Here is a 23624-nt window from a genome sequence, read left to right on the forward strand (position 1 = left end):
GGGGAGACCCGTTCTGGGCAGCCTCGCGGCACTTGGTCCCTCGCCGGACAAGGAATTCGGGCTAGGATTAGGCCGAAGCAAAAGGGAACGGGCATGCGAGCTTTGATCATTGGCGCGTCCGGCGGGATCGGCGCGGGATTGTGCGGCGAGGCCGCGCGGCGGGGCTATGCGGTCACCGCGCTGTCGCGCTCGGGCGACGGGCTGGACGTGACGGATGGCGCCTCGGTCGAGGCGCATCTGGGCGGATTGGAGGGGCCGTTCGAGTTGATCTTGGTGGCCACAGGCGCGCTGGAGGTCACCCATCCGCCAGAGAAATCGCTGCGCGCCTTGACCGCCGAGGCCCTGGTGGAACAGTTTGTGATCAATGCCTTAGGCCCGGCTATGGTGCTGCGCCACGCCGCGCGATTGCTGCCCAGGGACCGGCGCGCGGTCTTCGCGGCGCTCTCGGCCAGGGTGGGCTCCATCGGGGATAACCGCCTGGGCGGCTGGACCAGCTACCGCGCGAGCAAGGCCGCGCTGAACCAGATCCTGCGCACCGCGAGCATCGAGATCGCCCGGACCCACAAGGAGGCCATCGTTGCGGCCTTGCACCCCGGCACGGTGGCCACGCCCTTCACGGCGAAATACGTGGCCGCCGAGAAGGCCACCCCGCCGGGCGAGGCCGCCGCGATGCTCTTGGATGTCTGCGAGGGGCTGACGCAGACCGGCGGGTTCTTTGACTATGCCGGCAAGCCGGTCCCATGGTGAGGCGGGGACGGTTACTCAGGTCCTAACGCACCGCGCGGCGGATTCGTGGCGGGCTGCGGCGAATCGGGGGTTAACGACAATATTTCTTGAGGTTTCGGCGTGTCGGCAAAGCGTCGGCAAACCGTCGGCCTTGCGTATGGCACCTTGTCGGGCAAACCGGTGGATTAACAGAGCGCGCGGTGGTGCGGGGGGTGTGGCGTCGTTGGGGGGGTGCGTGAGATCATGCACTCGTCGCTTGCGTCGAAGGAGTGGTGCTCTTTGGTCGCGGTGGGCAGATTGCCCACCCTACGGATCGCTTTTCGCAATCCCATTGCGAGAGATGGGTTCAAAACCCATCCTACGGCTTGCGTCAAAAGATTGGTGCCTTGGGGTCGCGGTGGGCAGATTGCCCACCCTACAGGTCGCTCGAGACTACCTTTCAGCCGAAGCGAGATGGGTTAGAAACCCATCCTACCTTGCTTGATTCAGGTCGTCTGGTTGGGCCGGATAGCGGTTCGTGAAAGGGCCGCACCACCGTGCGGCCCAGCGATTCTCGGTCTACAGGATGGCCTCCAGAAGCGCGCGTGTGTTCGCTTCGGTCATCGCGACCGGGTTGCCGCCGGTGGAGGGATCGCGCAGGGCGTCGGCCACCAGCCGGTCGATGTCGGGGTCTTTCACCCCCAGCTCGGTCAGCGTCTTGGGGATGCCCATGGATGCGTTCAGATCGTCCACGAAGGCGCAGAACCCGTCAAAGCCGCCATCGATGCCAAGATAGGCGGCAGCTCTGTCGAACCGGTCACGGATGGCGTCTGCGTTGAACCTTAGCACTTGGGGCATGCAAACGGCGTTGGACGTGCCGTGATGGGTGTGGTGATGCGCGCCAATGGGGTGCGACAGGGCATGGATGGCCCCGAGCCCCTTCTGGAACGCCGTGGCCCCCATGGCGGCGGCGCTCATCATATGGCCGCGGGCCTCGATATCCGTGCCATCCGCATAGGCGCGCGGCAGGTAGTCCTTAACAAGCCGCATGCCTTCCAGCGCGATGCCCTGGCTCATCGGGTGATAATGCGGGCTGGAATAGGCCTCGACGCAATGGGCAAAGGCATCGAGCCCGGTGCCGGCGGTGATGTGTTTCGGCATGCCCACGGTCAGCTCTGGGTCGCAGATCACCACCGCAGGCAGCATCTGCGGGTGGAAGATAATCTTCTTCTCGTGGCTCGCCGAATTGGTGATGACCGACGCGCGGCCGACCTCTGATCCGGTGCCCGCGGTGGTCGGCACCGCAACAATCGGGTGAATGCCCTCCGGGTCCGCACGGGTCCACCAATCCCCAACATCCTCGAAATCCCACAGCGGGCGGGTTTGCCCCGCCATGAAGGCCAGCGCTTTGGCCAGGTCGAGGCCGGAGCCGCCGCCAAAGGCGATCACCCCGTCATACCCGCCATCGCGGTAGACCTTGAGGCCGTCCTCGACGTTCCGGTCACTCGGATTGGGATCGACCTCGGCAAACATCGCGCGGCCAAGCCCGGCCTCTTCCATCAGGTCGCGGGTGCGATCGGTGATCTCCATCGCGGCGAGGCCACGGTCGGTGACCAGCAGCGGCTTTGAGATGCCAGCCGAGGCGCAGGCCTCTGCAATTTCACGAATGCGGCCGGCACCAAAGCGCATCGCGGTGGGGTAGGACCACTGGGCGGTCAGAGACATCAGACTTTCCTCATGTGATAGGATTTGGGTCGCGTCAGCGACTGGTAGGCGAGCTTTGACAGCCCCGCGCCGCGCCCGGTGTCCTTGCAGCCGGTCCAGCAGAGCGCCGGGTCAAGATAGTCGCAGCGGTTCATGAAGACGGTGCCGGTCTCGATGGCATCGCCGATCCGTTCGGCGGCGGCGCGGTCCTCGGTCCAGATGCTGGCCATGAGACCGAACGGGCTGTCATTCATCAGGCGGATGGCCTCGGCGTCGCCCGGGACGCGCATGATACCGACAACCGGGCCAAAGGTCTCGTCGCGCATCACCCGCATATCATGGGTCACCCCTGTCAACACCTGTGGAGTGACATAGCAGTTCTCTCCGTCATCTGCGTCCAGCTGCGGGATATGGGCCGTGGCCCCATCGGCGACGGCCTCGGCGACCTGGGCGCGGACCTCGCGGGCAAAGCGGATGTTGGCCATGGGGCCAAGGGTGGTCTCGGGGTCCAGCGGGTTGCCAAGTTTCTGGGCGCCCGCCCAGGCGACGGCCTTTTCGACGAAGGCGTCGTAGAGCGCTTCGTGCACGTAGATCCGCTCGATCCCGCAGCAGCACTGGCCCGCGTTGAACATCGCGCCATCCATCAGCGTGTCGACCGCGGCATCGAGGTTGGCATCGGCCCGCACATATCCCGGGTCCTTGCCGCCCAGCTCGGTTGAGACCGGGATGAACGTCCCCGCCGCCGCGCGCTCCATCGCCTGACCGCCACCAACGGAGCCGGTGAAGTTCACGAAATCCACCGCCCGCCCGGCGATCAGCGCATTGGTGGTGTCGTGGTCGATCACAACGTTCTGGAACACCTCCTGCGGCACACCGGCCGCATAGAGTGCTTCGGCCAGCCGCTCGCCCACCTGCAGAGTCTGGCTGGCGTGTTTCAGAATGACCGTGTTGCCCGCGATCAGAGCCGGGGCCACGGTGTTGATGGCGGTCATGTAGGGGTAGTTCCAGGGAGCGACCACCAGCACGACGCCCCAGGGCACCCGCTTGATCTGACGCCGGAAGGCCTCGCTGTCCTCGATGACGTCCGGGGCGAGGCCCTGCTCGGCCACCTCGGCCATGTAGGTCAGCCGCTCGCTGAAGCCGCCATATTCGCCGCCATAGCGCACCGGGCGGCCCATCTGGTGCGCCAGTTCGGTTGCCATGCTGTCGGTGGTCTGCCCGACGATCTCGTTGGCCTTCAGGACCAGGTCGATACGCTCCTGCAGCGGGCGGCTGGCCCATTCGGCCTGCGCGGCGCGGGCCTTGGCGGCGGCCTGCAGCGCCGCGTCACGGCTTAGCACCGCGCGGCTGAGATAGACCGAACCGTCGATGGGGGAGATGAGGTCAATGGAGTTCATGTTCTAGGCCCTTTCGAATCCGCGCGCGACTTCCCAGTCGGTGACGACCGCGTCAAACGCTTCCTGCTCGACCTCTGCGGCGCGGGTGTAATGGTCCACCACCCAATCGCCCATAGCCGTGCGCAGCATGGTCGAGCCGCGCAGTATGTCCGTGGCCGCGCGTAGCGTGTGGGGGATCGATGGGACCTCCTCCATCGCATAAACATCGCCGGTCACCGGGTCATCGAGGGTCAGGCCCTCTTCGATCCCCGAGAGGCCAGCCGCCAGTTGCGCGGCGCAGGCCAGGTAGGGATTGATGTCCGAGCCAGGGATGCGGCACTCGATCCGGACGCCCTTGGTGCCGTCGCCCACAAGGCGGTAGCCCGCGGTGCGGTTATCGATGCTCCAGGCGATCTTGGTGGGCGCGAAGGTGCCCGGCAGGAAGCGCTTGTAGCTGTTGACATAGGGCGCGAGGAAAAACGTGATGTCGGCGGAGTATTTCAGCAGGCCCGCCACGTAGGACCGCATGGTGCCCGACATGGTGAGTTCAGCATCCCCGTCGTAGAAGGCAGGCCCGTCGCTGGCCATCAGCGACTGGTGGATATGCGCGGCAGAGCCGACCTTGTCGTGGTGCCATTTCGGCATGAAGGTCGCGGCATGGCCCCGCTGGTCGGCGATCTCCTTGATCGCCTGCTTGGCCAGCGTGTGATGATCCGCGCATAAAAGCGCCTCGGCATAGCGGATGTTGAGCTCTGCCTGCCCCGTCTCGGCCTCGCCCTTGGAGTTTTCAACCGGCACCCCCGCCGCCACCAGCAGATTGCGGATAGGGCGCATGACGTGCTCCTCCTTGCTGGTCTGCAGGATGTGGTAATCCTCGTTATAGCCCGAGATCGGTTTGAGATCGCGAAAGCCCGCGCGGCGGATGTCGTCAAAGGAGTTCTCGAACAGAAAGAACTCTAACTCGGTCGCCATCATCGGCGTGAAGCCCAAGCCTTGGGCCCGCCTGATCTGCTCTTTCAGGATCTGCCGCGGCGTGTGCGGCACCGGTTCGTGCGTGTGGTGATCGATGATGTCGCACAGAACAATCGCGGTGCCCTCCAGCCACGGCACGGGGCGCAATGTGGCCAGATCGGGCTTCATGACGTAGTCGCCATAGCCCTTCTCCCAGGATGTGGAGGCATAGCCATCGGGGGTCGCCATCTCGATGTCGGTGGCAAAGAGGTAGTTGCAGCAATGGGTCTCTACGTGGCCGCTTTCGAGGAAGTTCGACACGTGGAAGCGTTTGCCCATAAGCCGCCCCTGCATGTCGACAAGGCAGACAAGGACGGTGTCGATCTCGCCTTGGTCTGCGAGGCCTTTGAGGGCGTCTAGTGTAAGGTTTGCGGTCATCATCATCTCGCTGTCAGGATTTCTGCGGTTCTGTCATCGGTTCTGTCATCGGGTCGGTCATCGGCCGGGTGTCGCGCACCTGGCCGGAGCGAAAGAGGATCGGATAGGCAACGGCGGCAAGAGGACGTTGCAGGCCGGCGCGTGACGGACAAAAAGCGGCAGCATCGCTGCCGCCGCAATCTCGACGATGAACCCCAGGATCGCCATACAGCGCGCCGCCTTGTGTCTGTGTGCGGTCCCCGCCGCGGGGGCGGGAACCGCGTGTCGTGTCAGCCGTAGCGATAGGGCCGTCCGGCCTTTTCCATGACGGCGTTGTAGGTCTTGAAGATCTCGACAACCTTGGCCTTGGTCTCGCTCTCTGCCGCGACCTCGTCCCAGAAGACGCGCGCAGCGGCTTCGACCTGGGCCCATTCGGCATCCGGGATCGAGGTCAGCTGCATCTTCGGCCCGTTCACCCGCAGGTCGGCCTCGCCGCCCCAGTACCAGTGCTGGCGATAGTAATGCGACTGCTCGCAGCAGAGCTTGAAGAGCGCCTGCAGGTCCTCGGGCAGCTCGTTCCAGCGGTCCATATTGGCAAAGAAGTGGCCGATCCAAGCGCCAGAGATGTTGTTGGTCAGGAAGTAGTTGGTCACATCCGCCCAGCCGACCGTGTAGTCCTCGGTGATGCCCGACCAGGCGATGCCGTCAAGCTCGCCCGTCTGCACCGCGACCTCGATGTCCTCCCAGGGCAGGGTCACCGGCACCACGCCGAACTGCGCCAGGAAACGCCCCGCGGTTGGGAAGGTGAAGACCCGCTTGCCGCGCAGGTCCGCCAACGAGTTGATCGGGTCCTTGGTGGCGAAATGGCAGGGATCCCAGGCGCCCGCCGAGACGTGCTTGACGCCGACCTTGGAGTACTCGGCGTCCCAGATCTCGTTCAGGCCATACTGGTTGAACAGCACCGGCACATCGAGCGAATAGCGCGACGCGAAGGGGAAGTAGCCGCCGAACACCGTCACCTCGGTGGGCGATGCCATGGAATCGTCATCCGACTGCACCGCGTCGATGGTGCCGCGCTGCATGGCCTGGAAGAGCTCGCCCGTGGGCACGAGCTGGTCGGCGTAAAAGGTCTCGATCTGCATCCGGTCGCCGGCGATCGTGTTGAACATCTTGATCGCGGGATCGAGCACATGCTCGGCCAGAGCCGCCCCGGCATAGGTCTGCAGCCGCCACTTGATCGTGGATTGCGCAATTGCGGGCGTCGCCAACGGAGCCGCCGCGGCCCCCATCGCCGCGGTGGTCAAAAACTTACGTCTGGTCGTCATAGCACGTTCCTCTCTATTGGTTGGTTGAATGGACCCTTCTGCGGGTCGCTTGGTTTAGTTTCCGTACACGTATCCAGGCAGCCAGAGGGCGATGCTTGGGAAGGTCATGATGGTGGCCAGCGCCAGCACCATCACCAGCACAAAGGGCAGGATGGAGCCGTAGATGTCGCGCAGCGTGATCTCGGGCGGCGCCATGGCGCGCATCAGGAACAGGTTATAGCCGAACGGCGGAGTCATATAGGCGATCTGGGTGGTGATCGTATAAAGCACGCCGTACCAGATCAGATCGAACCCCAGCGCATCCACCAGCGGCACATAGAGCGGCGCCACGATCACCAGCATGGCGGTGTCGTCCAGGAAGGTGCCCATCAGGATAAAGCTGAGCTGCATCAGGATCAGGATCGCCCAGGGGCCAAGCCCCAACTGCTCGGTAAAGACCGCCTCGATGGCGCGCACGGCCCCCAGCCCGTCGAACACCGAGCCAAACGCCAACGCGGCGAGGATGATCCACATGAACATGCAGGAAATCCCCAGCGTCTTGCGCACCGAGGTCTCGAACACGGCGCGGGTCATCCGGCCCTTGACCACCGCCGCGCCAAAGGCGGCCAGCGCGCCTATGGCGGAGGATTCCACCAGGCTGGTCCAGCCGTTCACGAAGGGCACCATCATCGCAAAGAAGATGAAGAGCGGCAGCAGCCCCGCCCCCAGAAGCCGCAGCTTTTCGGGCATCGGCATCGCCCGCTCCTCGGCGGGCAGCGCCGGGCCAAGGGCCGGGTTCAACCGGCATCGGATCACGATGTAGAGCACGAACATTGCCGCCATCATCAGCCCCGGCACCACTCCGGCAAGCCAAAGCTGCCCGACGGGCTGGCGCGCGATCATCGCGTAAAGCACCAGCACCACGGAGGGCGGCACCAGAATGCCCAGGGACGATCCGGCCTGTATCACCCCCGTCACCATGCGCTTGTCATAGCCCCGCCTGAGCAGCTCCGGCAGCGCGATGGTGGCCCCGATTGCCATGCCCGCAACGGACAGCCCGTTCATCGCCGAGATCAGCACCATCAGCCCGATGGTCCCCACCGCCAGCCCACCGGACAGCCCGCCCATCCAGACGTGGAACATCTTATAAAGATCGTCCGCGATCCGGCTCTCCGACAGCACGTAGCCCATGAAGATGAACATCGGCAGGGTCAGCAGCGGGTACCACTTCATCAGCTTCATCGCGGCCGCGAACCCAAGGTCATAACCGCCCCGGTCGCCCCAAAGAAAGAACGCCGCGATGACCGCGACAAAGCCGATGGCCCCAAAGACCCGCTGGCCGGTCAGCAGCATGAGCATCATCGACGCAAACATCAGCGTTGCGATCACTTCATAAGCCATCAGGCCGTACCCTCATGTGTTTCGGCCTCGTCGGTGTCCTTGGGGCCCATGTCGTGCCCCATCAGACGCAGGATGTCCTTGAAGAGCTCGCTGATCGCCTGCAGCAACATCAGGAAGATGCCCAGCAGCATGATCGCCTTGATCGGCCACAGGTAGGGCCGCCAGGCCGTTGGGCTGCGCTCGCCGCCATATCTCAGGGAATAAGCGAAGCTATCCCACCCGCCCCAGAGCAGGAAAACAAGATAGGTGATCAGAAACAGCACCGTGATCGCATCGATCTGGGCCTTCCGGCGGTCGCTCCATTCGCCGTAGAGCAGGTCCATCCGCACGTTCGAGCCCATCTGGATCGCATAGGGGCCGCCGAGGATGTAATAGGCGACCATCGCAAACTGCGCCATTTCCAGCGTCCAGAGCGAGGGCAAAAAGAAGGTCTTGGAGATCGAGGACCAGAGCAGGATGCCCATCATGACGAAGATGCCATACATCACGACGCGCCCGATCCAGCGGTTCATCCGGTCCACCAGCCTGACATATCGCTGCATCATCGACGTCACGCGGACACCTGCATCGACACCTGCATCAAGGCTGCCTCGAGCATGGGGCAGAGAAGATCGGCGATTTTCCGGACGTCCATTTCATCCGCCAGCAGATCGTTGCGCACCTCGATCATCACGTTGTCGCGCCCCCGCGCCGTCCCGTGCCGGGCAAGCATATGTGTCACCCCGTCGGCGGCGGAATAGGGCTGGTTGAGCTCGATGCGCGGACCGGGTGGTGCTGCGGCCAGCATGGCCCTTGCCAAGCGGGGCTCGGCGTCATGCAACAGGCCGATTTCCGTGGCGCGGGGCTTTCCGTGCCAGAATGGCGTGAAGGAATGGATCGTCACCAGCACCGGCGATGCGCCCATGCCGTCCAATGTGTCGGTCACCGCGCGATGAAACGGCTCGTAAATCTCGCTGACGCGCGCGGCCCGGTGCTGCGGCGAGAGCGCCCGGTTGCCCGGTATCTCGACCTCTTCGGTCCGGTCCGGCATGGCGTCGGGGCGCTCGGGGGGCCGGTTGCAGTCATGAACCAGCCGAGACACCCGTGACAGCACCAGCGGCGCGTCCAGCATGTCCGACAGGGCACGCGCCAGGTCCGCCGCACCGGGATCCCAGACCGCATGGCTGGATCGGTCGGCGGCACGCAAACCGAGCGCCCCGAGGCTTGCCGGGATCATGGCGCTTGCATGCTCGCACACCAGACAGACGCAAGACCGCCCGCCGGGGTTCACAACCTCGGCAACGGGCCCCTCCTCGGGGCGCAGAATCTGATGTGTTTCGGGATTTGTCATCCGGTCATTAGGGCGGTGCGGCCGGGGGCTGTCAAGAAAAAATTGTAGACGAAGTTACGGCGGATATGTAGCATGTAACAAAAGCTTCAAAAGGCCGCACATGGTGAGCAAGCGCGAGATCGTCAAAGACCTGCTGAACGACCGCAAGGCCGACCTGACCCCGGCCGAACGGCAGCTGTCCGACATTCTTCTGCGCGATTATCCGGTTGCCGGCCTGCAATCGATCACCAAGCTGGCCGAGGCGGCCAGCGTATCCTCGCCAACGGTGATCCGGCTTGCGCGCAAGCTGGGCTTCGACGGCTACCCCGAACTTCAGGCCGCGCTGCGCGAAGAGGCCAGCGCCCAGATCAAGCAGCCGATCCTCAAGCGCGAGGGCTGGCCGGAGGGCCGCAAGGATTCGCCGGCCTTCCGCGGCTTTGCCGAGGCTGTCTTTGACAACCTGACCCGCACAATCGAACGCCTCGACCCTGATAGCTTCAACGCGGCCGCAGGATGCCTGGCCGATTCCCGGCGCGAGATCTTCCTTTCGGGCGGGCGGATCACCCGGTCGAACGCCGACTATTTCTTCAACCACCTCCAGATCATCCGCCCCAAGGTCACGCTGCTGTCGCAATCCCCCAACGTTTGGCCGCAGCATCTGCTCGACATGGGGCCGGAGTCCGTGCTGGTGATATTTGATATCCGACGCTACGAGCGCGACCTTGGCAAGCTGGCCGAACTGGCCAGCGAGAAAGGGGCCGTGATCGTCCTGATGACGGATCAATGGGGCTCGCCGATCTCCGCGACGGCCGACTACACGTTCAATTCCGCGGTGGAAGTGCCGTCAAGCTGGGATTCGACGCTTGGCATCAACCTGATCGTCGAAGCGCTGATCGCAGAGATACAGGCTCGGCGCTGGAAAGAGTCCAAGGACCGGATCGAGGCGCTGGAGGATATGTTCCGGGAAACGCGGCTCTTCAGGAAGTGATGTGCCGGGATTGCGCGTGCCGGGTTGATCCCGCAGGCGCGGTGCGGACCATCCTCACGCCGCCGCCTTCACTGCGGCTTCGACAATGGCAAGCGCGGTGCTGAGGTCTTCTTCCGCAATGGTCATGGGCGGGGAGAGGGTCAGCACGTTGCCGGCGCTGAGCTTGAAGGACAGGCCCTCGGCAAGGCAAGCGTAAAGGATGCGTTCCGCGCGGTCCGGGTCGGGCATGCGGCTGTCGCGGTCCGAGACGATCTCGACCCCGAACATGCAGCCGCGGCCACGGATATCGCCGACAATTGCGCATTGGCCGAGGGTCTGATGAAGCCGTTCCAGGGCCAGGGCGCCAAGATCGGCGGCGCGGTCGGCAAGCCCCTCATCCTCAATGATATCCAGCGTGGTCAGGGCCGCGCGCGCCGTTACCGGGTTCTTTTCGTGGGTGTAATGCCCAATCGCGAAATCCCCGGCCACGTCCAGATCGGCCCTGGCCAGCACCGCGGCAATCGGCAGGACGCCGCCGCCCAGCGCCTTGCCGAGCACGATTATGTCGGGCGTCACGCCGTCATGGTCATGGGCAAAGAAGCGGCCGGTCTTGCCCAGCCCGGTGGGAATCTCGTCGATGATCAACAACGCGCCAGTGGATTGCGCGCTGGCCGAGACCGACTGCCAGTAGCCCGGCGGCGGCACGACGGGGACGGCGCGCATCGGCTCGCCCACCACGGCGGCCATGTCCCCTTCGCGTCGCAGCACGAAATCCGCCATGTTCGCGCAGGCCAATCCGCAGCTATCCGGGCCGGCATGACCATATGCGCAGTGGTAGCAGTGAAACGGAGCCACATGTTCTGCCCCGGGCAGCAGCGGCCCGGCGATATGGCTGCGAAATGTCGCCTCGCCGCCGACCGAGGACGCGCCGAAACCCGCACCGTGAAAGCTGTCCCAGAATGACAGCGTCTTGAACCGGCCCGTGGCGGCGCGGGCGATCTTCATGGCGACCTCTATGGCGTCAGAACCGCCAGTGGTGAACAGCACCTTGGCAGGCCATGGCGCTAGCGCGCCCAACCGTTCGGCCAATTCGACCGAGACCGCATTGGTAAACCGCCTTGGCGAAAACGGCAGGCTGTCCAGCTGATCCTTGAGCGCCGCAATCAAGCGCGGGTGGCCATAACCGATATGATGCACCGAGTTCCCGTGGAAATCCATGAACCGGTTCCCGGTGGTGTCTTCGATCCAGATACCCTCGGCCTTGGCTATGGTCGAGGCGCAGGGGGAGGACAGAGACTGGTGGAGAAAGGCGTTTGCGTCGCGCGACAGCAGCGCGCTGTTGGCAGCGCCCTGCGTTGCCGCAACCCAGGCGGTGCGGGCCGCAGAGGTGTTGGATTCACCTTCGGTATGTCGCATCAGGGTGCCTCCTTAGGGTCTACGGTCTGCACAGGCCCGCTGGCCGTCAGATCTGGGCCGCTGATCCAGGCGATCCTGGGCGCGCGCGCCACAACCCTATGGCCAGGGCAGTGAGTAGGTCTTGACGTTGGTGAAGAACTTCATCGCCTCGATCACCCCTTCCTTGATGCCATTGCCGCTATCCTTGATGCCCCCGAAGGGCGACATCTCGATCCGGTAGCCGGGCTGCTCCCAGATGTTGCAGGTGCCCACGTCCAGCCCGTTGATATAGGCGATCGCGCGATTGAGATCGTTGGTGCAGACACCGGAGCTGAGCCCGAACTGCGTGCCGTTCGAGATCTTCATCACCTCGGCGTCGTCATCAGGCACGCGCACGATGGGGATAATGGGGCCGAAGGTTTCCTCCATCACCAACTCGCTGTCATGGGGCACATGATCGACCACGATGGGCGGCAGAAGCGCGCCACGGCGCTTAGGATGATAGAGGATCTCCGCGCCTGCATCGGCGGCCATCAGCACCCGGGTTTCGAACAGTGCGGCGGCCTCTGCGTGGATCACGCAGCCAAGCTCTGTGGCCGGGTCCTGCGGGTCGCCGAACTTGATCTTCTTGGCCTTCTCCACCACCAGCGGCACGAATTCATCGGCCACGCTTTCCTGCACAAGAATGCGCTTGATCGCGGTGCAGCGCTGGCCGGAGTTGCCGGTGGCCCCCGCGACGGCAATGCTCGCGGCCTTGTCCAGGTCAGCGCCCGAAAGATCATTGCAGACGATCAACGGGTCATTGCCGCCCAGCTCCAGCGCGGTGCGCTTGTAGCCCGCCTTGCCCGCGATGATCTTGCCCACCGGGACGCCGCCGGTGAAGGTGATGATGTCGATGTTGTCGTTCGTCACCATCTCGTCGCCGATATCGGCGGGCATGCCGGTGACAATCTGGAACATCTCAGGCGGCAGCCCCGCCTCATAGAGAATGTCGGCCAGCGTGATCGCGGTCAGGGGGGTCAGCTCGGTCGGCTTGCAGACCATGCAGTTGCCCGTCGCAATTGACGGCGCGATCTTGTGGCTGACCATGTTCAGCGGGTGGTTGAAGGGGGTAATGGCGCTGATCGCCCGCACCGGTTCGCGCATGGTGAAGATCTTGCGCGCCTTGCCGTTATGGGTCAGGTCGCAAGAGAAAATCTCGCCGTCATCCTTCATCGCCTCGGCGGCGGCGAATTGGTAGACGTCCTGCGCGCGCTTGGTTTCATAGATCGCGTGCTGATGGCAGATGCCAAGCTCCAGCGTCAGCCATTTGGCCAGGTAGTCGCGCTTTTGCCCGATGATCTCGCCGGTGCGCTGGAGGATCTGGCTGCGCTCGTAACGGGTCAGGCTGGACGTGTAATTCGCCGCGATCTCGAAGGCGCGGGCGGCGTGTTCTGCGGTGCCCGCAGGCACGGTGCCTATGACCTCGTCAGTGTAGGGATAGCGGACCTCGATCACATCGTTGGTGGTCACCTTTTCGCCGCCGATGCGCATGGCCTCGTGACGAATGTCTGTGACTGGTTTGTTCATGCGGGCATCTCCTCGAGCGCGGCGGCGGTGCAGGCGTAGAAAAATGCGTCGAAGTTCCGCAGGGTCGGCGCGCCCGGCAGGTCGATCACCCGGTTCACGATAAAGGGGACCTCTTGTTCCGTCAGGCCGCCATGGCTGCGCAGCGGCTCCTTCAGCGCGGCAAGATCGTGGCGGTGGGCCGAGGTGCCGATGGTCATGTTCTCGGTCGAGACCATCACCACATCCCCGATCCGGTCCGGCGGCAGGTCGTATTTCTGCACGGCTTCTTCGCGGGTGGTCACCTCTAGCATCTCCGGCAGCGCCTTCAGGCGCGCGACGATGCTGGCGCGGTCAGCGCCCTCCGGCAGATAGGCCGTGGCGAAGGAGCCAAGCGCCCCATGGTGAACCACATACGGGTCGGTGATCGGCAGGATCACGCGGGCCGCTGCCGCGCCCAGCCAGTCGTCCATCACGTCCTGCAGGTAGATCACCGCCGGAGCGCCCTGGGCGTCATGCTTGGGTTTCATGCCGTGGTCGGCGGTCACGACGACGGCGGCCCCCATGGCATAGAAATCCTTGGCCCCCTGTTCGTCCGGCGCGAACTTGTGCTGGACGTAATCGGTCGTCGATAGATACATCACATCCGGCTTCCACTCGCGCAGCAGCTTGACGCCCGCCGCAAAGACGAACTCTGACAGCTCGGCCGAGTAAACCTCGGGCACCGGCATGCCGAGCCAGTCGCTGGCGCGGTCGATCCCATGCTCGGCCACGGTGGTGTCGCCGGAGCGTTCCGAGGAGAAGGCGATCGCGCGGTCCTCGTCAAACTTCAGGCCAGAGCCCAGAAGCGCGCGCAGCTTGTCCTTGGCCGTGACCATCGCCACCCGCGCCCCGGCCTCGTAGAACTTTGAAAAGATCGTCGGAGCCCGCAAGAAGCGCACGTCGTTCATCATCACCTCTTCGCCGGTATCCGGGTCATAGAGGAAGTTGCCGCAGATGCCGTGAACCACGGGCGGGCGGCCGGTGGCAATCGACAGGTTGTTGGGATTGGTGAAGGAGGGGATCACCGAATGGGCCAGCCGGTCGGTGCCGGTTTCGCGCATCTTCTTGAGGTGCGGCATCAGGCCCTCGGCGATGGCGACCTCCAGGTATTCCGGCTCGCAGCCATCAAGGCAGATGGCAATCGCGCAGGTCCTGGGCGCGGCATAGGTGCGGTCGTTTACGGTGACGTCTTGCATTTACGTGTCCTTCAAGCAGCGAGTTTCTTGCGTTCTTCGAGGGCGGCAGCGGGCGGGGCGGCGGAGTTCACGCCCATCTGCGACAGGGCGAAACCGGCGGCCTTGACCACCCGGCGCATCACATCTTCATCCATCCGCCCGATGCAGCCAATGCGGAAACTGTCCACCACAGTCAGCTTGCCCGGATAGATGATGAACCCCTGCCCCTTCATCAGCTCGTAGAACCGGCTGAAATCAAAGGCAGGGCTTTCGGGGCAGAAGAAAGTGACGATGATCGGAGAGAGCCAGCGGTCGGCCAGCAGGGTCTCAAAGCCGAGCCCGCGCAGCCCCTCGACGACCACATCGCGGTTCCGAGAGTAGCGCGCCAGCCGGGCCGGTGCGCCGCCCTCGGCCTCGTGCAGGTCCAGCGCCTTCAGGAACGCCGCCACGGTATGGGTCGGAGGGGTAAAGCGCCACTGGCCGGTCTTGTTCATGGTCTCCCATTGCGCATGGACATCCAGCGACAGGGAATGGCTGTTGCCTTTCGCCGACGCGATTTCATCCTTGCGGGCAATGACGAAACCGAAACCGGGCACGCCCTCGATGCATTTGTTGGCCGACGAAACGAAGGCGGTACAATGCAAGGCGGCCACATCCAGCGGCAGGGCCCCGAAGGCGGACATCGAATCGATCAGCAGCTTGCGCCCGGCGGCATGGGTGGCCTCGGCGATCTCCTCAACCGGGTTCAGGATGCCCGACGATGTCTCGCAATGGACGGCCAGCACATGGGTGATGGCGGGGTCCGAGGCCAGGATGCCGGCCACTTCCGCCCCGCGCGGCGGCAGATAGTCGCCCTTGTCCAGCAGATGCAGCCCCCGGCCAAGATATTGCAACGTCTTGGCGGCGCGCAGCCCATACGCGCCGTTCGCCAGCACCAGCACCTTGCCGTCCTTCGGCACGAAGCTGCCCAGCATGGCCTCGACGCTATAGGACCCCGAGCCCTGGATGGGCACACAGTCATAGGCGGGCGCGCCGTCCCCGACCATGGCCAGCAGGCGGCTTCGCAGGTCGCGGGTCATCGCGCGAAACCCGTCATCCCAGCTGCCCCAGTCCCTGAGCATGGCGTCTTTGACCTCCCATGCCGTGGACAGGGGGCCGGGTGTCAGCAGGAAAGGTTCACCAAGGGCGGGGTCGGGAAAGGCTGGCGACATGGGCGTCATCTCTGGGCTAGCTTCGGGCCCAATCTGCGCAGATTACCCTATATGTAAAATCTTTCTTTTCTATTGATTAATAGGTACAGCCTATAGGCATGAGATACGCCCAGCTTCGCGCCTTTCACCATGTCGCCCTGTCGGGCGGGTTCTCCCGCGCCGCGGCGACGCTGAACCAGTCGCAACCCTCCATCTCGGACCAGGTTCGCAAGCTGGAAGAGGCGCATGATACGCTACTGTTTCACCGCGACACCCGGCAGGTGCGCCTGACGGAGGCGGGACAGGGATTGCTGCGGTTGACCCGGCGGTTCTTCGAGACCGAGGAGGAGATTGCCGAATATCTTGACCGAAACCGCGCCGTGCCAACCGGTCAGTTGCGGATCGTGGCCGACAGCGCTGCCCATGTCACACCCGCCATTGGCCGGTTCCGGGCGGCGCATCCGGGGGTGAATGTCTCGCTCTGGACCGGCAACACGCAGGAGGTCCTGGCGCGGCTTCGCAACTACGACGCAGAGATCGGCGTGGCTGGCAACCTGGGCGCGGCAAAGGGCCTTGACCGGGTCGAACTGGAGCGCTCGCCGATTGTCGCCATCGCCTCGCATGGGTTGATCCCCGAGGCGCAGGATAAGATCGCCTTTGCCGATCTGACAAACTGGCCGCTGATCTTCCGCGAGCCGGGCTCACGGACCAGAGAGCATTTGGAGGCGGCCTCAGAGGTGACCGGAGTGAAGTTGGTGCCATCGGTCCAGGTCGAAGGCCGCGAGGCGATGCGCGAGCTGGTGGCGACCGGGGCCGGCATCGGGTTCCTGTCGGAGGCCGAGTTCGGCCATGACCGGCGCCTGCGCAAATTCGCAATCGCGGGGGTTGATCTGGGCATGTCCGAAACGCTGGTAACATTGTCGGCGCGGCGGGACGTACCGGTGATCAGGGCGTTCCTTAGGATCTTGGCCTGAGCGCGGCGCACAATCTCGCGGAATTTCCTCTCTGAAGTGCGGGAATGGAACGAGCGCCCATTCTTCATGCCTTTTCATAGCCTTGTGACAGTTTGTATTCACTCATCTGGGCAAGATCCGTGCCAAATTGCGTCCCCTACGCTTACGCCGAAAGGTTGTGCTTTTGCGGTCGCGGTGGGCAGATTGCCCACCCTACGGCGCGCTCGAGATTACCTTTCAGACGAAGCTGGGCCACCGCTTGGATGACCCAGCCGGAATCGTTTCAGCCCGTGGCCATCGCCTTGATGTCGGCGGCGCTTGGCGTGTTTCCACCAATGCCCCATTGGCCGCTCCGAACCTCTTTGACCCGCACCCAGGTCACTTGGCGCATATTCTCGCCTTCGACTTCGACCATCGCGTTGGTCACTTTTTCAATCATTTGCGCCTTTTGCTCATTGTCAAAAACGCCTTCAATCACTTCAATATCTACCAATGGCACATGTGCCTCCTTTGTTTGAAAATCTTGTGGGATCAGCATGCCACGGGAAATTGAGTCCCGATAGTTCAGTAAATGGAGCAAATCCACTATAGTTTCTGAAGTGGACCGAGGCATCCGTGATGTGCTTGTTTGGATTCGGAGGTGCTGTGATGGCGGAGCCAACCTACCCGAAATTCTGCCCGGTTGCGATGGCTGCAAGCCTGCTTGAGCCGCGCTGGACGATGCTTGTGCTGTGCGAGTTGTGGGCCGGGTCGAGCCGCTTCAACGAAATCCAACGCGGCGTACCGGGCATGTCGCCAGGACTGCTGTCCAAGCGCTTGAAAGGGATGGAGGCCAACGGCCTTGTCACGCGAAGTGGCGCAGGCCCGGGTGCACATGCCGAGTATTTCACAACGCCAATTGCCGATGAACTTGAGCCGCTGATCTGTGGCCTCGGCGAGTGGGCTCACCGCAACATCGACCACGAGGTGACCCTGCGGGACATCGATGCACAATTCCTAATGTGGAGCATTCGCCGCAAGATTGACCTTCTGCAACTCCCCAAACGCAAGAATGTCATCCAGTTCATCCTCAACGATCCACCAAATGAAACCGCCAGTTTCTGGTTGGTATCGAAGCCGGGTGAAGAGACCGACCTTTGCTATGTCGATCCGAAATTTGATGTTGATCTCTATGTCGTCTGCGAACTTCGCGCCCTTACCTCTGCGTGGATGGGGCACTCCACCTTCGATGCTGAAATCGACGGGGGGCGGATTTCTCTTACAGGTCACGAATTGATGGCGAGGACGCTGACAAAATGGTTGGTGCGCAGCAGCTACGCCGATATTGCGAAGGTCAAATCAGGCGGCGAGCTTAGCGGCACAGCGTAACTCCAGTACCGGGATTCGCCCTGGCGCGCGCCTAACACCACACCATTCGGATCCAACTCTGACTGGCGCTGAAATCGCAGCACTAAAAGTCCGTTTCTGCGCGTGGATTATGCCTACTGCGGACATTTAGGGAAGCTGCAGCGATAGCTGCACTTCTCTAATCGGGCGTTTGGGTCAAGTTCATTTCATCGTTTCGATTCCGTGCTTTGGGATCTTTGTCTCTCATCCGGGTCACACTTCTCTTCGCAGTCATTTGTGGCCCGGTTCGGTTGGGTCGCTGCATGCATGTGTCGGAATGGACGTGGCGCGCGCCGCTTAGTCTCGCGCTTCAAGTTGCGCAGTGAGCTTTTTTGGCGTCATCCACAGACCTCGTCCGGTGAGGGGCGATCCCGTCATTGGTTTTTGGTGGGTCAGATCGTACAGCGCCCTCCACTTTCCCATGACGGAACTCAGTGTTGTCGGCCCACATGCGATGCGGGGGGCGCTCACCGCCGCTACCCGGCTCAGGTGAGGTTTCGTCCAAATTGAGTTCCATTCGGACATCACTCGCCTTGTGGAGAAAAGAGATATTCTTGCCGTTTTTTTCTAGGGCCGATCAATGAAGAAATTTCTATAATCTACTTCTTTTAAAATTTCGCTTTCAAAAAACAAATTGTATTCTCTGTACCCGGTACGTGATCCAAAAAACCAAGCGTTGCTTTTATGCAGCCAATTATTTCCCTCAAGGTCAGCCTCAATCTCTTGTGGATTTATCCAAAAATTCGACAAACCCGCGCCAAACCCCCTTCTCTGAGCGGTAACCACCAAGTCATTTCTTGTTTTTAGTTCACTCCTCAAGATGTTAGTGAGGTCATCTACACGCTCTCCGACAGTTATTGCGCCGCTTAAGAGCTCCCCAGAAATCTGAAAATGCTCTGTCACCAACCCACCGGAATAGAATAATTTAATTAATAGACCAGGCGCCGAAATTGCGATGCCATCGGCCACCTCTAAATCTATCTCGTCCAACTGCATCGCCGAAGTCACTTCAAAAAAGGTCGAGGGGATCGTGGTCACCGCATTGACGCCTTTTGTTTTTATGACATCAAAGGCTTCCGACTTTGTCATACCTATCTCGAACCCACGAAAATGTCCGCTGGTTATTACCCGGTGGTGCGCTCGCCAAAGAAATACTGCACACAGAATACAGAGTGTTACTATTGCCAAGAGCCCGTTTTTCATTGGCTGTACCCAATTTTAGTCAGATTTTCGTACTTAATCGCTACAGTCTTGCCCCTCAGCTCCCGCGCACGGCATAATGCCTCCTGAAAACTCGATCAGGTTGTCGACGGCGGTATTCGAATTTGGGCCACCGTAGGCACTATATGAGCCTTGATCCGGGAAGTTAATTCCCGTTTGAACAACATGTCGGTCATACTCGCAAGTGTTCATCCCGTTGGGTGCAGCTATGACCCGAGTTGTTACTTTGCACCTTTTTCCTGTCCAATTCCGTTCATTTCGCCGGTTTACAAACCAATCTCGGTCGCTCTTATAGACAGAACTCGGTTTGTCTGGGTTGTCGAAATTTCGCGCTCCGCCGCGCATAGAAAACTGTCGGACTATCCCATTCGGATCACCGGCCAAATCACAGCCACATGGTTTAGGTTCTTGAACTAAAAAAAACAGCACATTGACGACGCCTACGTCCCCCACCTATCCAACTATCCAGAGGGCGGCACATGACAACAACTTTTCCCCCTCAAAACCAACATTCCGCCCCGGATTTTGCAACGCATACCCATACACGCTTGCCCCATCCACCAGCCCCAGCGGGTCGGCCTGGATGTACCGGCCAGTGGTGAGGTCGTAGTCGCGCATCCAGCTCTGGTGCAGGCCGGACTCGGTTTGGAACCACTGTCCGGGGAAGCGGGGCTCGATATTCGGGCCAAAGCTCGCATACACCCCGCCAAACGGCAGATAGACAGCAACCACAGCGTCAACATCGCGCCGAACTTGCTGAACCGGCTGGGCGAGAAATTGAACTCGGGGATCTTGCCATAGAGGGCCAGCAGCGGGTTGGTCAGCGCGTTGGTCGCGGGGCTCGTGACCAAGGGGTTAACCCTGCGCGCGGCGGATCCGGGGGCGGGGCCGCGAATCGGTGGGTTAACGCCTTATTTTGTGGAAGATCCGCCGGTCGGCAAAGCGTCGGCAAAGCGTCGGCCTTGCGTATGGCACCTCGTATGGCAAATGGTGGGGTTAACAGACCGCGCGGTGGGTTTGGGGTTTGTTGGGGATGCGAGGGATCACGCAGCTTACGTTTGCTGGGAGATGTTTGGGTGCGGCTATTGAGGGTGGTGGGCACATTGCCCACCCTACGCTTTCTTAGATGGCCGCTCTGCGGGACAAAGCTGACAATACCTTTTGGCGGGCTAAGGTCGCAGCATCCACTGATCTTTTGTCAGCGCATAGCAAACATGATTTACGAATTCACCATAAAGGTCTTCGGCGTCGACTTTCACGCCCTCACTAACGAGGCCAAGACGTTCGCATACTGAGCGACTTTTGAAGTTTTCTTCAGCCACAGGTATTTGCACCTTTTCGATACCAAGATGCTCAAACGCATACTCGATAAAGAAATCTGCAGCGCGCGTAATTATACCGTTTCCTTGTGCGTCCTCGGACAGCCAGTAGCCGATTTCAACGGACTGATTAGTTTTATCAATTTCGTTGTAGCCACACATTCCCACAAGCTCACCTTCGACAAAAATACCGCAAACGAGGCTCTCACCAGCTTCCAGTTGCCTTTGCATCTTCCGAATGAAGAACGCCGAATTCGTTTCCTCGGTTTCGTAGTCGAGCCAAGGTAACCAGCTTCGAAGATAAGATCTATTTTTATCTATCAGCGAAAAAAGCACCTTGGTATCTTGCGACTGCAAAACTCTTAACTTTTGATTTTGGTCTATCTCAAATTCCATGAAATCTTATAGCCCGCTACCAACTAAATTGAATAGAAATCTGGCAGGTTTGGGCTCAGAGTTGCCATCCAAGCCCAAACTCAACCGGCCGTTCTGGCTCTCCGTCGCGGTGCCCCGCGATCGCTACTCCGCCGCTATCGCCTCTGCCTTGCTGACCCGGTTGGCCGAGAACTTGATCCCGGGGATCTTGCCATAGGGGTCCAGCCGCGCGGCGGGGTCGGGATTTGTTGGGGTTTTGATGGGCGGCGCGTGAGAGCACGCGCCGCGTGTGACTTGGTGGCGCGCGGCCACTGCCATTCCGGACAGGGCAACCGATCGGCTTTAGAAGCCCACCGCCTGCCCGTCCTTGCGCGAGTCTGATCCGGCCGCGTAGGCGCCGCTGTCCAGTTTGGCGATCAATTGCGCGCCTCCGAAGCCAAACGCGTTGTCCGGTGCCTCGCGCCCCACGACATGCCCCATATCGGCCAGGCTTTGCAGGGTCGCCTCTGGGAAGGAGGTCTCGCAGGCCAGGCCGAGACCACCGAGCACCCGCCAGCGCGGCGCGTCGACCGCCATCTGGACGTCCTGGCCCCAAAGCTGGGTGCGCAGGGTCATTTGCACGTGCCCCTGCGCCTGCATCGGCCCGCCCATCACGCCGAAGCTCATCAGCGGCGCGTCGCCCTTCATCAGAAAGGCAGGGATGATCGTATGGAACGGGCGTTTGCCCGGGGCGACCGCGTTCTGGCTCTTGGGGTCCAGAGAGAAGCCCGCCCCGCGGTTCTGCAGGTGAATGCCGGTGCCCGGAACGGTCACTCCGGACCCGAAGCCGGCGTAATTGGACTGTATGAAGGACACCATCATGCCCGAGGCGTCCGCCGCGGAGAGATACACCGTCCCGCTGCCCGGGGGCTTGCCGGTCTTGAAGTCGGTGGCGCGGTCCGGGTCGATGAGCGCGGCCCGCTCCGCAAGGTAGGCGGGGTCCAGCATGGCGTCGGGCGTGACGCGGTTCATGTAGTCGATATCCGCCACGTAGGCTTCGGTATCCTTGAGCGCGAGCTTCATTGCTTCCATCTGCAGATGCAGCGCCCGCGGGTCGTCCGCATCCAGATCGCGGATCGCGGTGTGATCCAGGATGCCCAGCGCCATCAGCCCGGCGATGCCCTGCCCGTTGGGCGGGATCTCGTGCAAGGACACCCCGTCAAAGCTCTGGCTGATCGTGCCGCACCAATCCGCCTTATGCGCCGCCAGGTCGGACACCCGCATCGCCGCGCCATGCGCCATGGCAAAGGCCTCGATCTTTTCGGCCAGCTCGCCCTCGTAGAAGGCCTTGCCGCGGGTCTGCGCAATCAGGCGCAGACTGCGGGCGAAATCGCGGTTCGAATAGATCTCACCGGCCGCGGGCGCCCGCCCGTCCGGCAGGAAGTTGGCAGCAAAGCCGGGCTGTTCGGCCAACATATCCTCGCCGCGCTTCCACAGCCTGGCGACGATCGGGGAGACGGCGAAACCGTTCTCTGCATAGCCGATGGCAGGCTCGAACAATGTCTCGAAAGGCAGCTTGCCGAACCGTTCCGAAAGCGCGACCCAGCCTGACACCGCGCCGGGGACGGTGACGCTGTCCCAGCCGTGGAAGGGAACCGTGTCGTGGCCCTTGAAATACTCCGGCGTCCATGCGGCGGGCGCCCGGCCCGACGCGTTCAGACCGTGCAGCTCCTTGCCGTCCCAAAGGATACAGAACGCGTCCGAGCCCAAGCCGTTGCCCGTCGGCTCTACCAACGGCAGGGTGATTGCCGCGGCCAAGGCCGCATCGACGGCATTGCCCCCGCGCGCCAGCATCGAAAGCCCGGCCTGGGCGGCAAGCGGCTGAGACGTGCTGACCATGTTGTGGGCCAGCACCGGCGAGCGCCGCGAGGGGTAGGAGTGGTAGGGAAGCAAGTTCATGTCATGTCCTTTCCGGTCATGCGGCAGGCGGCGTGGCCTGAGATTGTGATCCGATGCCGGTTTCCGCCAAGTGGCGCTCTCTTTCGGCGATGGCCTGGTCCAGCGGCCCGCGATCCAGCATGCCCGATGGGTTCTCGCGCGTGGGCATGGCCGGGCGGAACAGGGCGAAGCGTTCCTGCGAGACCGCCAACAGGCGGCGCAATTCGCCGAGCGGGTCGGCGTGATCATCGACGCGCAGATCGAGCGCCGGGTATGGCTGGCCCTCGTGCACCACAAGTCCGGCCGCCTGCCGCCCGCGCTTGTCGCCGCCGGCGGCCTCGCCCGCCTCCATCGCCGTCAGAAGGCGCGTGACCAAGGGCTGATCCGCCGCCGCCTGCCATGCTTGCAGCATGTCTTCGATCACGGCCGGGCCAGCCAGCATATTGCCGGCGATCGAGACGTTCTCGGCCCTGCAATGCCCCGCCCAGGGCACGCATTGCGCGCCGGTATGCTGGGCAATGCGGCCATCGGGGGCGATCATGTGAGCTTGCCGATTCGCCTGGCCCTGGTCCTGCGCGATGAGATCGGCGAGCACCTGGTCGGGCGATTCGTCCTTGTCCAGGCGCTGCAACCCGTCGAGCCCCCAGAGCGGGTTTATGAAGGCCTGGCTTGCAAAGGCCGAGCGGGCTGACACGTAAGGCACCATGGCGCCACAGGCAAAGAACCTGCTGGCCACCGCGATCCCAATCGCCCCCGTGGAAGGGTCCCGTGCGGCTATGGAATAGGTCATCTTTCTGCGCCTCCTTCTTTTATTCGCTTCGCCTTGCCTGCTCCACACGGGCGACACAAGACAGCGGCTCTAGAGCACCGCCCTTTCGAGACAGCGTCCGCCTAAAAATTATGCAAACACTCATAAGTTACCGAACCAAAGCATAATTGGTTCGCATCGCCGGAAAAACAAGTCTAAAGTTT

At 62.3% G+C, this 23624-nt stretch carries 22 protein-coding genes; 4 read left to right on the top strand and 18 right to left on the bottom strand.

From position 1 onward, the window contains the following. Positions 1 to 93: 93 nt before the first annotated feature. Positions 94 to 747, top strand: coding sequence for an SDR family NAD(P)-dependent oxidoreductase (locus AIOL_RS02620; RefSeq protein WP_049641458.1), 654 nt, complete (start codon positions 94 to 96; stop codon positions 745 to 747). Positions 748 to 1284: 537 nt separating this feature from the next. On the opposite strand, the gene AIOL_RS02625 is transcribed toward AIOL_RS02620, so the two are convergent. The 7 genes from AIOL_RS02625 to AIOL_RS02655 all read right to left on the bottom strand — a co-directional run bounded on the left by AIOL_RS02625 (position 1285) and on the right by AIOL_RS02655 (position 9188). Then, the gene (locus AIOL_RS02625; protein ID WP_049641459.1) at positions 1285 to 2430 is read right to left on the bottom strand and encodes an iron-containing alcohol dehydrogenase; all 1146 of its coding nucleotides are present in this window, start codon (positions 2428 to 2430) and stop codon (positions 1285 to 1287) included. Continuing rightward, positions 2430 to 3806, bottom strand: coding sequence for an aldehyde dehydrogenase family protein (locus AIOL_RS02630; protein WP_049641460.1), 1377 nt, complete (start codon positions 3804 to 3806; stop codon positions 2430 to 2432). The genes AIOL_RS02625 and AIOL_RS02630 overlap by 1 nt, the downstream gene beginning before the upstream one ends. Before the next feature lie 3 nt (positions 3807 to 3809). Further along, positions 3810 to 5174, bottom strand: a complete 1365-nt coding sequence (locus AIOL_RS02635) for a glutamine synthetase family protein (protein WP_049641933.1) — start codon at positions 5172 to 5174, stop codon at positions 3810 to 3812. 269 nt (positions 5175 to 5443) lie between these two features. After that, a complete protein-coding gene (locus tag AIOL_RS02640; protein WP_049641461.1) occupies positions 5444 to 6478 on the bottom strand; it encodes a TRAP transporter substrate-binding protein in 1035 nt (344 codons plus the stop codon). 54 nt (positions 6479 to 6532) lie between these two features. Beyond that, the gene (locus AIOL_RS02645; protein WP_049641462.1) at positions 6533 to 7858 is read right to left on the bottom strand and encodes a TRAP transporter large permease; all 1326 of its coding nucleotides are present in this window, start codon (positions 7856 to 7858) and stop codon (positions 6533 to 6535) included. Beyond that, on the bottom strand, positions 7858 to 8400 hold the full coding sequence (locus AIOL_RS02650) for a TRAP transporter small permease subunit (RefSeq protein ID WP_082152427.1): 543 nt from the start codon (positions 8398 to 8400) through the stop codon (positions 7858 to 7860). Before AIOL_RS02650 ends, AIOL_RS02645 begins: the two co-directional genes overlap by 1 nt. An 8-nt stretch (positions 8401 to 8408) precedes the next feature. Then, on the bottom strand, positions 8409 to 9188 hold the full coding sequence (locus AIOL_RS02655; RefSeq protein WP_049641464.1) for an N-formylglutamate amidohydrolase: 780 nt from the start codon (positions 9186 to 9188) through the stop codon (positions 8409 to 8411). Between the two features lie 100 nt (positions 9189 to 9288). Between AIOL_RS02655 and AIOL_RS02660 the strand changes: the two genes are divergently transcribed. After that, positions 9289 to 10155 (top strand): MurR/RpiR family transcriptional regulator, encoded by an 867-nt coding sequence (locus AIOL_RS02660; RefSeq protein ID WP_394298917.1) that lies wholly within the window; start codon positions 9289 to 9291, stop codon positions 10153 to 10155. Between the two features lie 54 nt (positions 10156 to 10209). Here AIOL_RS02660 and pbfA read toward each other — a convergent pair whose 3' ends face one another. The 4 genes from pbfA to AIOL_RS02680 form a co-directional block, all read right to left on the bottom strand. Then, the gene (gene pbfA / locus AIOL_RS02665; protein WP_049641465.1) at positions 10210 to 11550 is read right to left on the bottom strand and encodes a (R)-1-hydroxy-2-aminoethylphosphonate ammonia-lyase; all 1341 of its coding nucleotides are present in this window, start codon (positions 11548 to 11550) and stop codon (positions 10210 to 10212) included. Between the two features lie 96 nt (positions 11551 to 11646). Then, positions 11647 to 13098, bottom strand: coding sequence for a phosphonoacetaldehyde dehydrogenase (gene phnY / locus AIOL_RS02670; protein ID WP_049641466.1), 1452 nt, complete (start codon positions 13096 to 13098; stop codon positions 11647 to 11649). Continuing rightward, positions 13095 to 14312, bottom strand: a complete 1218-nt coding sequence (gene phnA / locus AIOL_RS02675) for a phosphonoacetate hydrolase (protein ID WP_049641467.1) — start codon at positions 14310 to 14312, stop codon at positions 13095 to 13097. Before phnA ends, phnY begins: the two co-directional genes overlap by 4 nt. 11 nt (positions 14313 to 14323) lie before the next feature. Next, positions 14324 to 15502, bottom strand: a complete 1179-nt coding sequence (locus AIOL_RS02680) for a 2-aminoethylphosphonate--pyruvate transaminase (protein WP_200898721.1) — start codon at positions 15500 to 15502, stop codon at positions 14324 to 14326. Positions 15503 to 15600: 98 nt separating this feature from the next. Here AIOL_RS02680 and AIOL_RS02685 point away from each other — a divergent pair, with 98 nt between their 5' ends. Next, positions 15601 to 16455, top strand: a complete 855-nt coding sequence (locus AIOL_RS02685) for a LysR substrate-binding domain-containing protein (RefSeq protein ID WP_049641469.1) — start codon at positions 15601 to 15603, stop codon at positions 16453 to 16455. A gap of 262 nt (positions 16456 to 16717) precedes the next feature. Here the strand turns inward: AIOL_RS02685 and AIOL_RS02690 are convergent, their stop codons facing one another. Further along, on the bottom strand, positions 16718 to 16972 hold the full coding sequence (locus AIOL_RS02690; RefSeq protein ID WP_235438844.1) for a tautomerase family protein: 255 nt from the start codon (positions 16970 to 16972) through the stop codon (positions 16718 to 16720). Between the two features lie 110 nt (positions 16973 to 17082). Between AIOL_RS02690 and AIOL_RS02695 the strand changes: the two genes are divergently transcribed. Continuing rightward, positions 17083 to 17802 carry a winged helix-turn-helix transcriptional regulator gene (locus AIOL_RS02695; protein WP_049641936.1) on the top strand — a complete coding sequence of 240 codons (720 nt, stop codon included), beginning with the start codon at positions 17083 to 17085 and terminating at the stop codon, positions 17800 to 17802. Between the two features lie 585 nt (positions 17803 to 18387). Here the strand turns inward: AIOL_RS02695 and AIOL_RS02700 are convergent. From AIOL_RS02700 to AIOL_RS02720, 6 genes are all read right to left on the bottom strand, one after another. Next, positions 18388 to 18909: a hypothetical protein gene (locus AIOL_RS02700; protein WP_049641470.1), complete on the bottom strand. Its 522-nt coding sequence runs from the start codon at positions 18907 to 18909 to the stop codon at positions 18388 to 18390. A 585-nt stretch (positions 18910 to 19494) separates the two neighbouring features. Further along, a complete protein-coding gene (locus AIOL_RS02705; protein ID WP_082152390.1) occupies positions 19495 to 19773 on the bottom strand; it encodes an RHS repeat-associated core domain-containing protein in 279 nt (92 codons plus the stop codon). 437 nt (positions 19774 to 20210) lie between these two features. Then, positions 20211 to 20756 carry a GNAT family N-acetyltransferase gene (locus AIOL_RS02710; protein WP_049641472.1) on the bottom strand — a complete coding sequence of 182 codons (546 nt, stop codon included), beginning with the start codon at positions 20754 to 20756 and terminating at the stop codon, positions 20211 to 20213. A 123-nt stretch (positions 20757 to 20879) separates the two neighbouring features. Further along, the gene (locus AIOL_RS25375; RefSeq protein WP_160314392.1) at positions 20880 to 21053 is read right to left on the bottom strand and encodes a hypothetical protein; all 174 of its coding nucleotides are present in this window, start codon (positions 21051 to 21053) and stop codon (positions 20880 to 20882) included. A gap of 24 nt (positions 21054 to 21077) precedes the next feature. Beyond that, on the bottom strand, positions 21078 to 22673 hold the full coding sequence (locus AIOL_RS02715) for a gamma-glutamyltransferase family protein (RefSeq protein WP_049641473.1): 1596 nt from the start codon (positions 22671 to 22673) through the stop codon (positions 21078 to 21080). Between the two features lie 16 nt (positions 22674 to 22689). Then, positions 22690 to 23442 carry a DUF1028 domain-containing protein gene (locus AIOL_RS02720; protein WP_049641474.1) on the bottom strand — a complete coding sequence of 251 codons (753 nt, stop codon included), beginning with the start codon at positions 23440 to 23442 and terminating at the stop codon, positions 22690 to 22692. Positions 23443 to 23624 lie beyond the last annotated feature (182 nt).

Source organism: Candidatus Rhodobacter oscarellae (genome assembly GCF_001078595.1).
Classification (GTDB): domain Bacteria; phylum Pseudomonadota; class Alphaproteobacteria; order Rhodobacterales; family Rhodobacteraceae; genus Rhodobacter_B; species Rhodobacter_B oscarellae.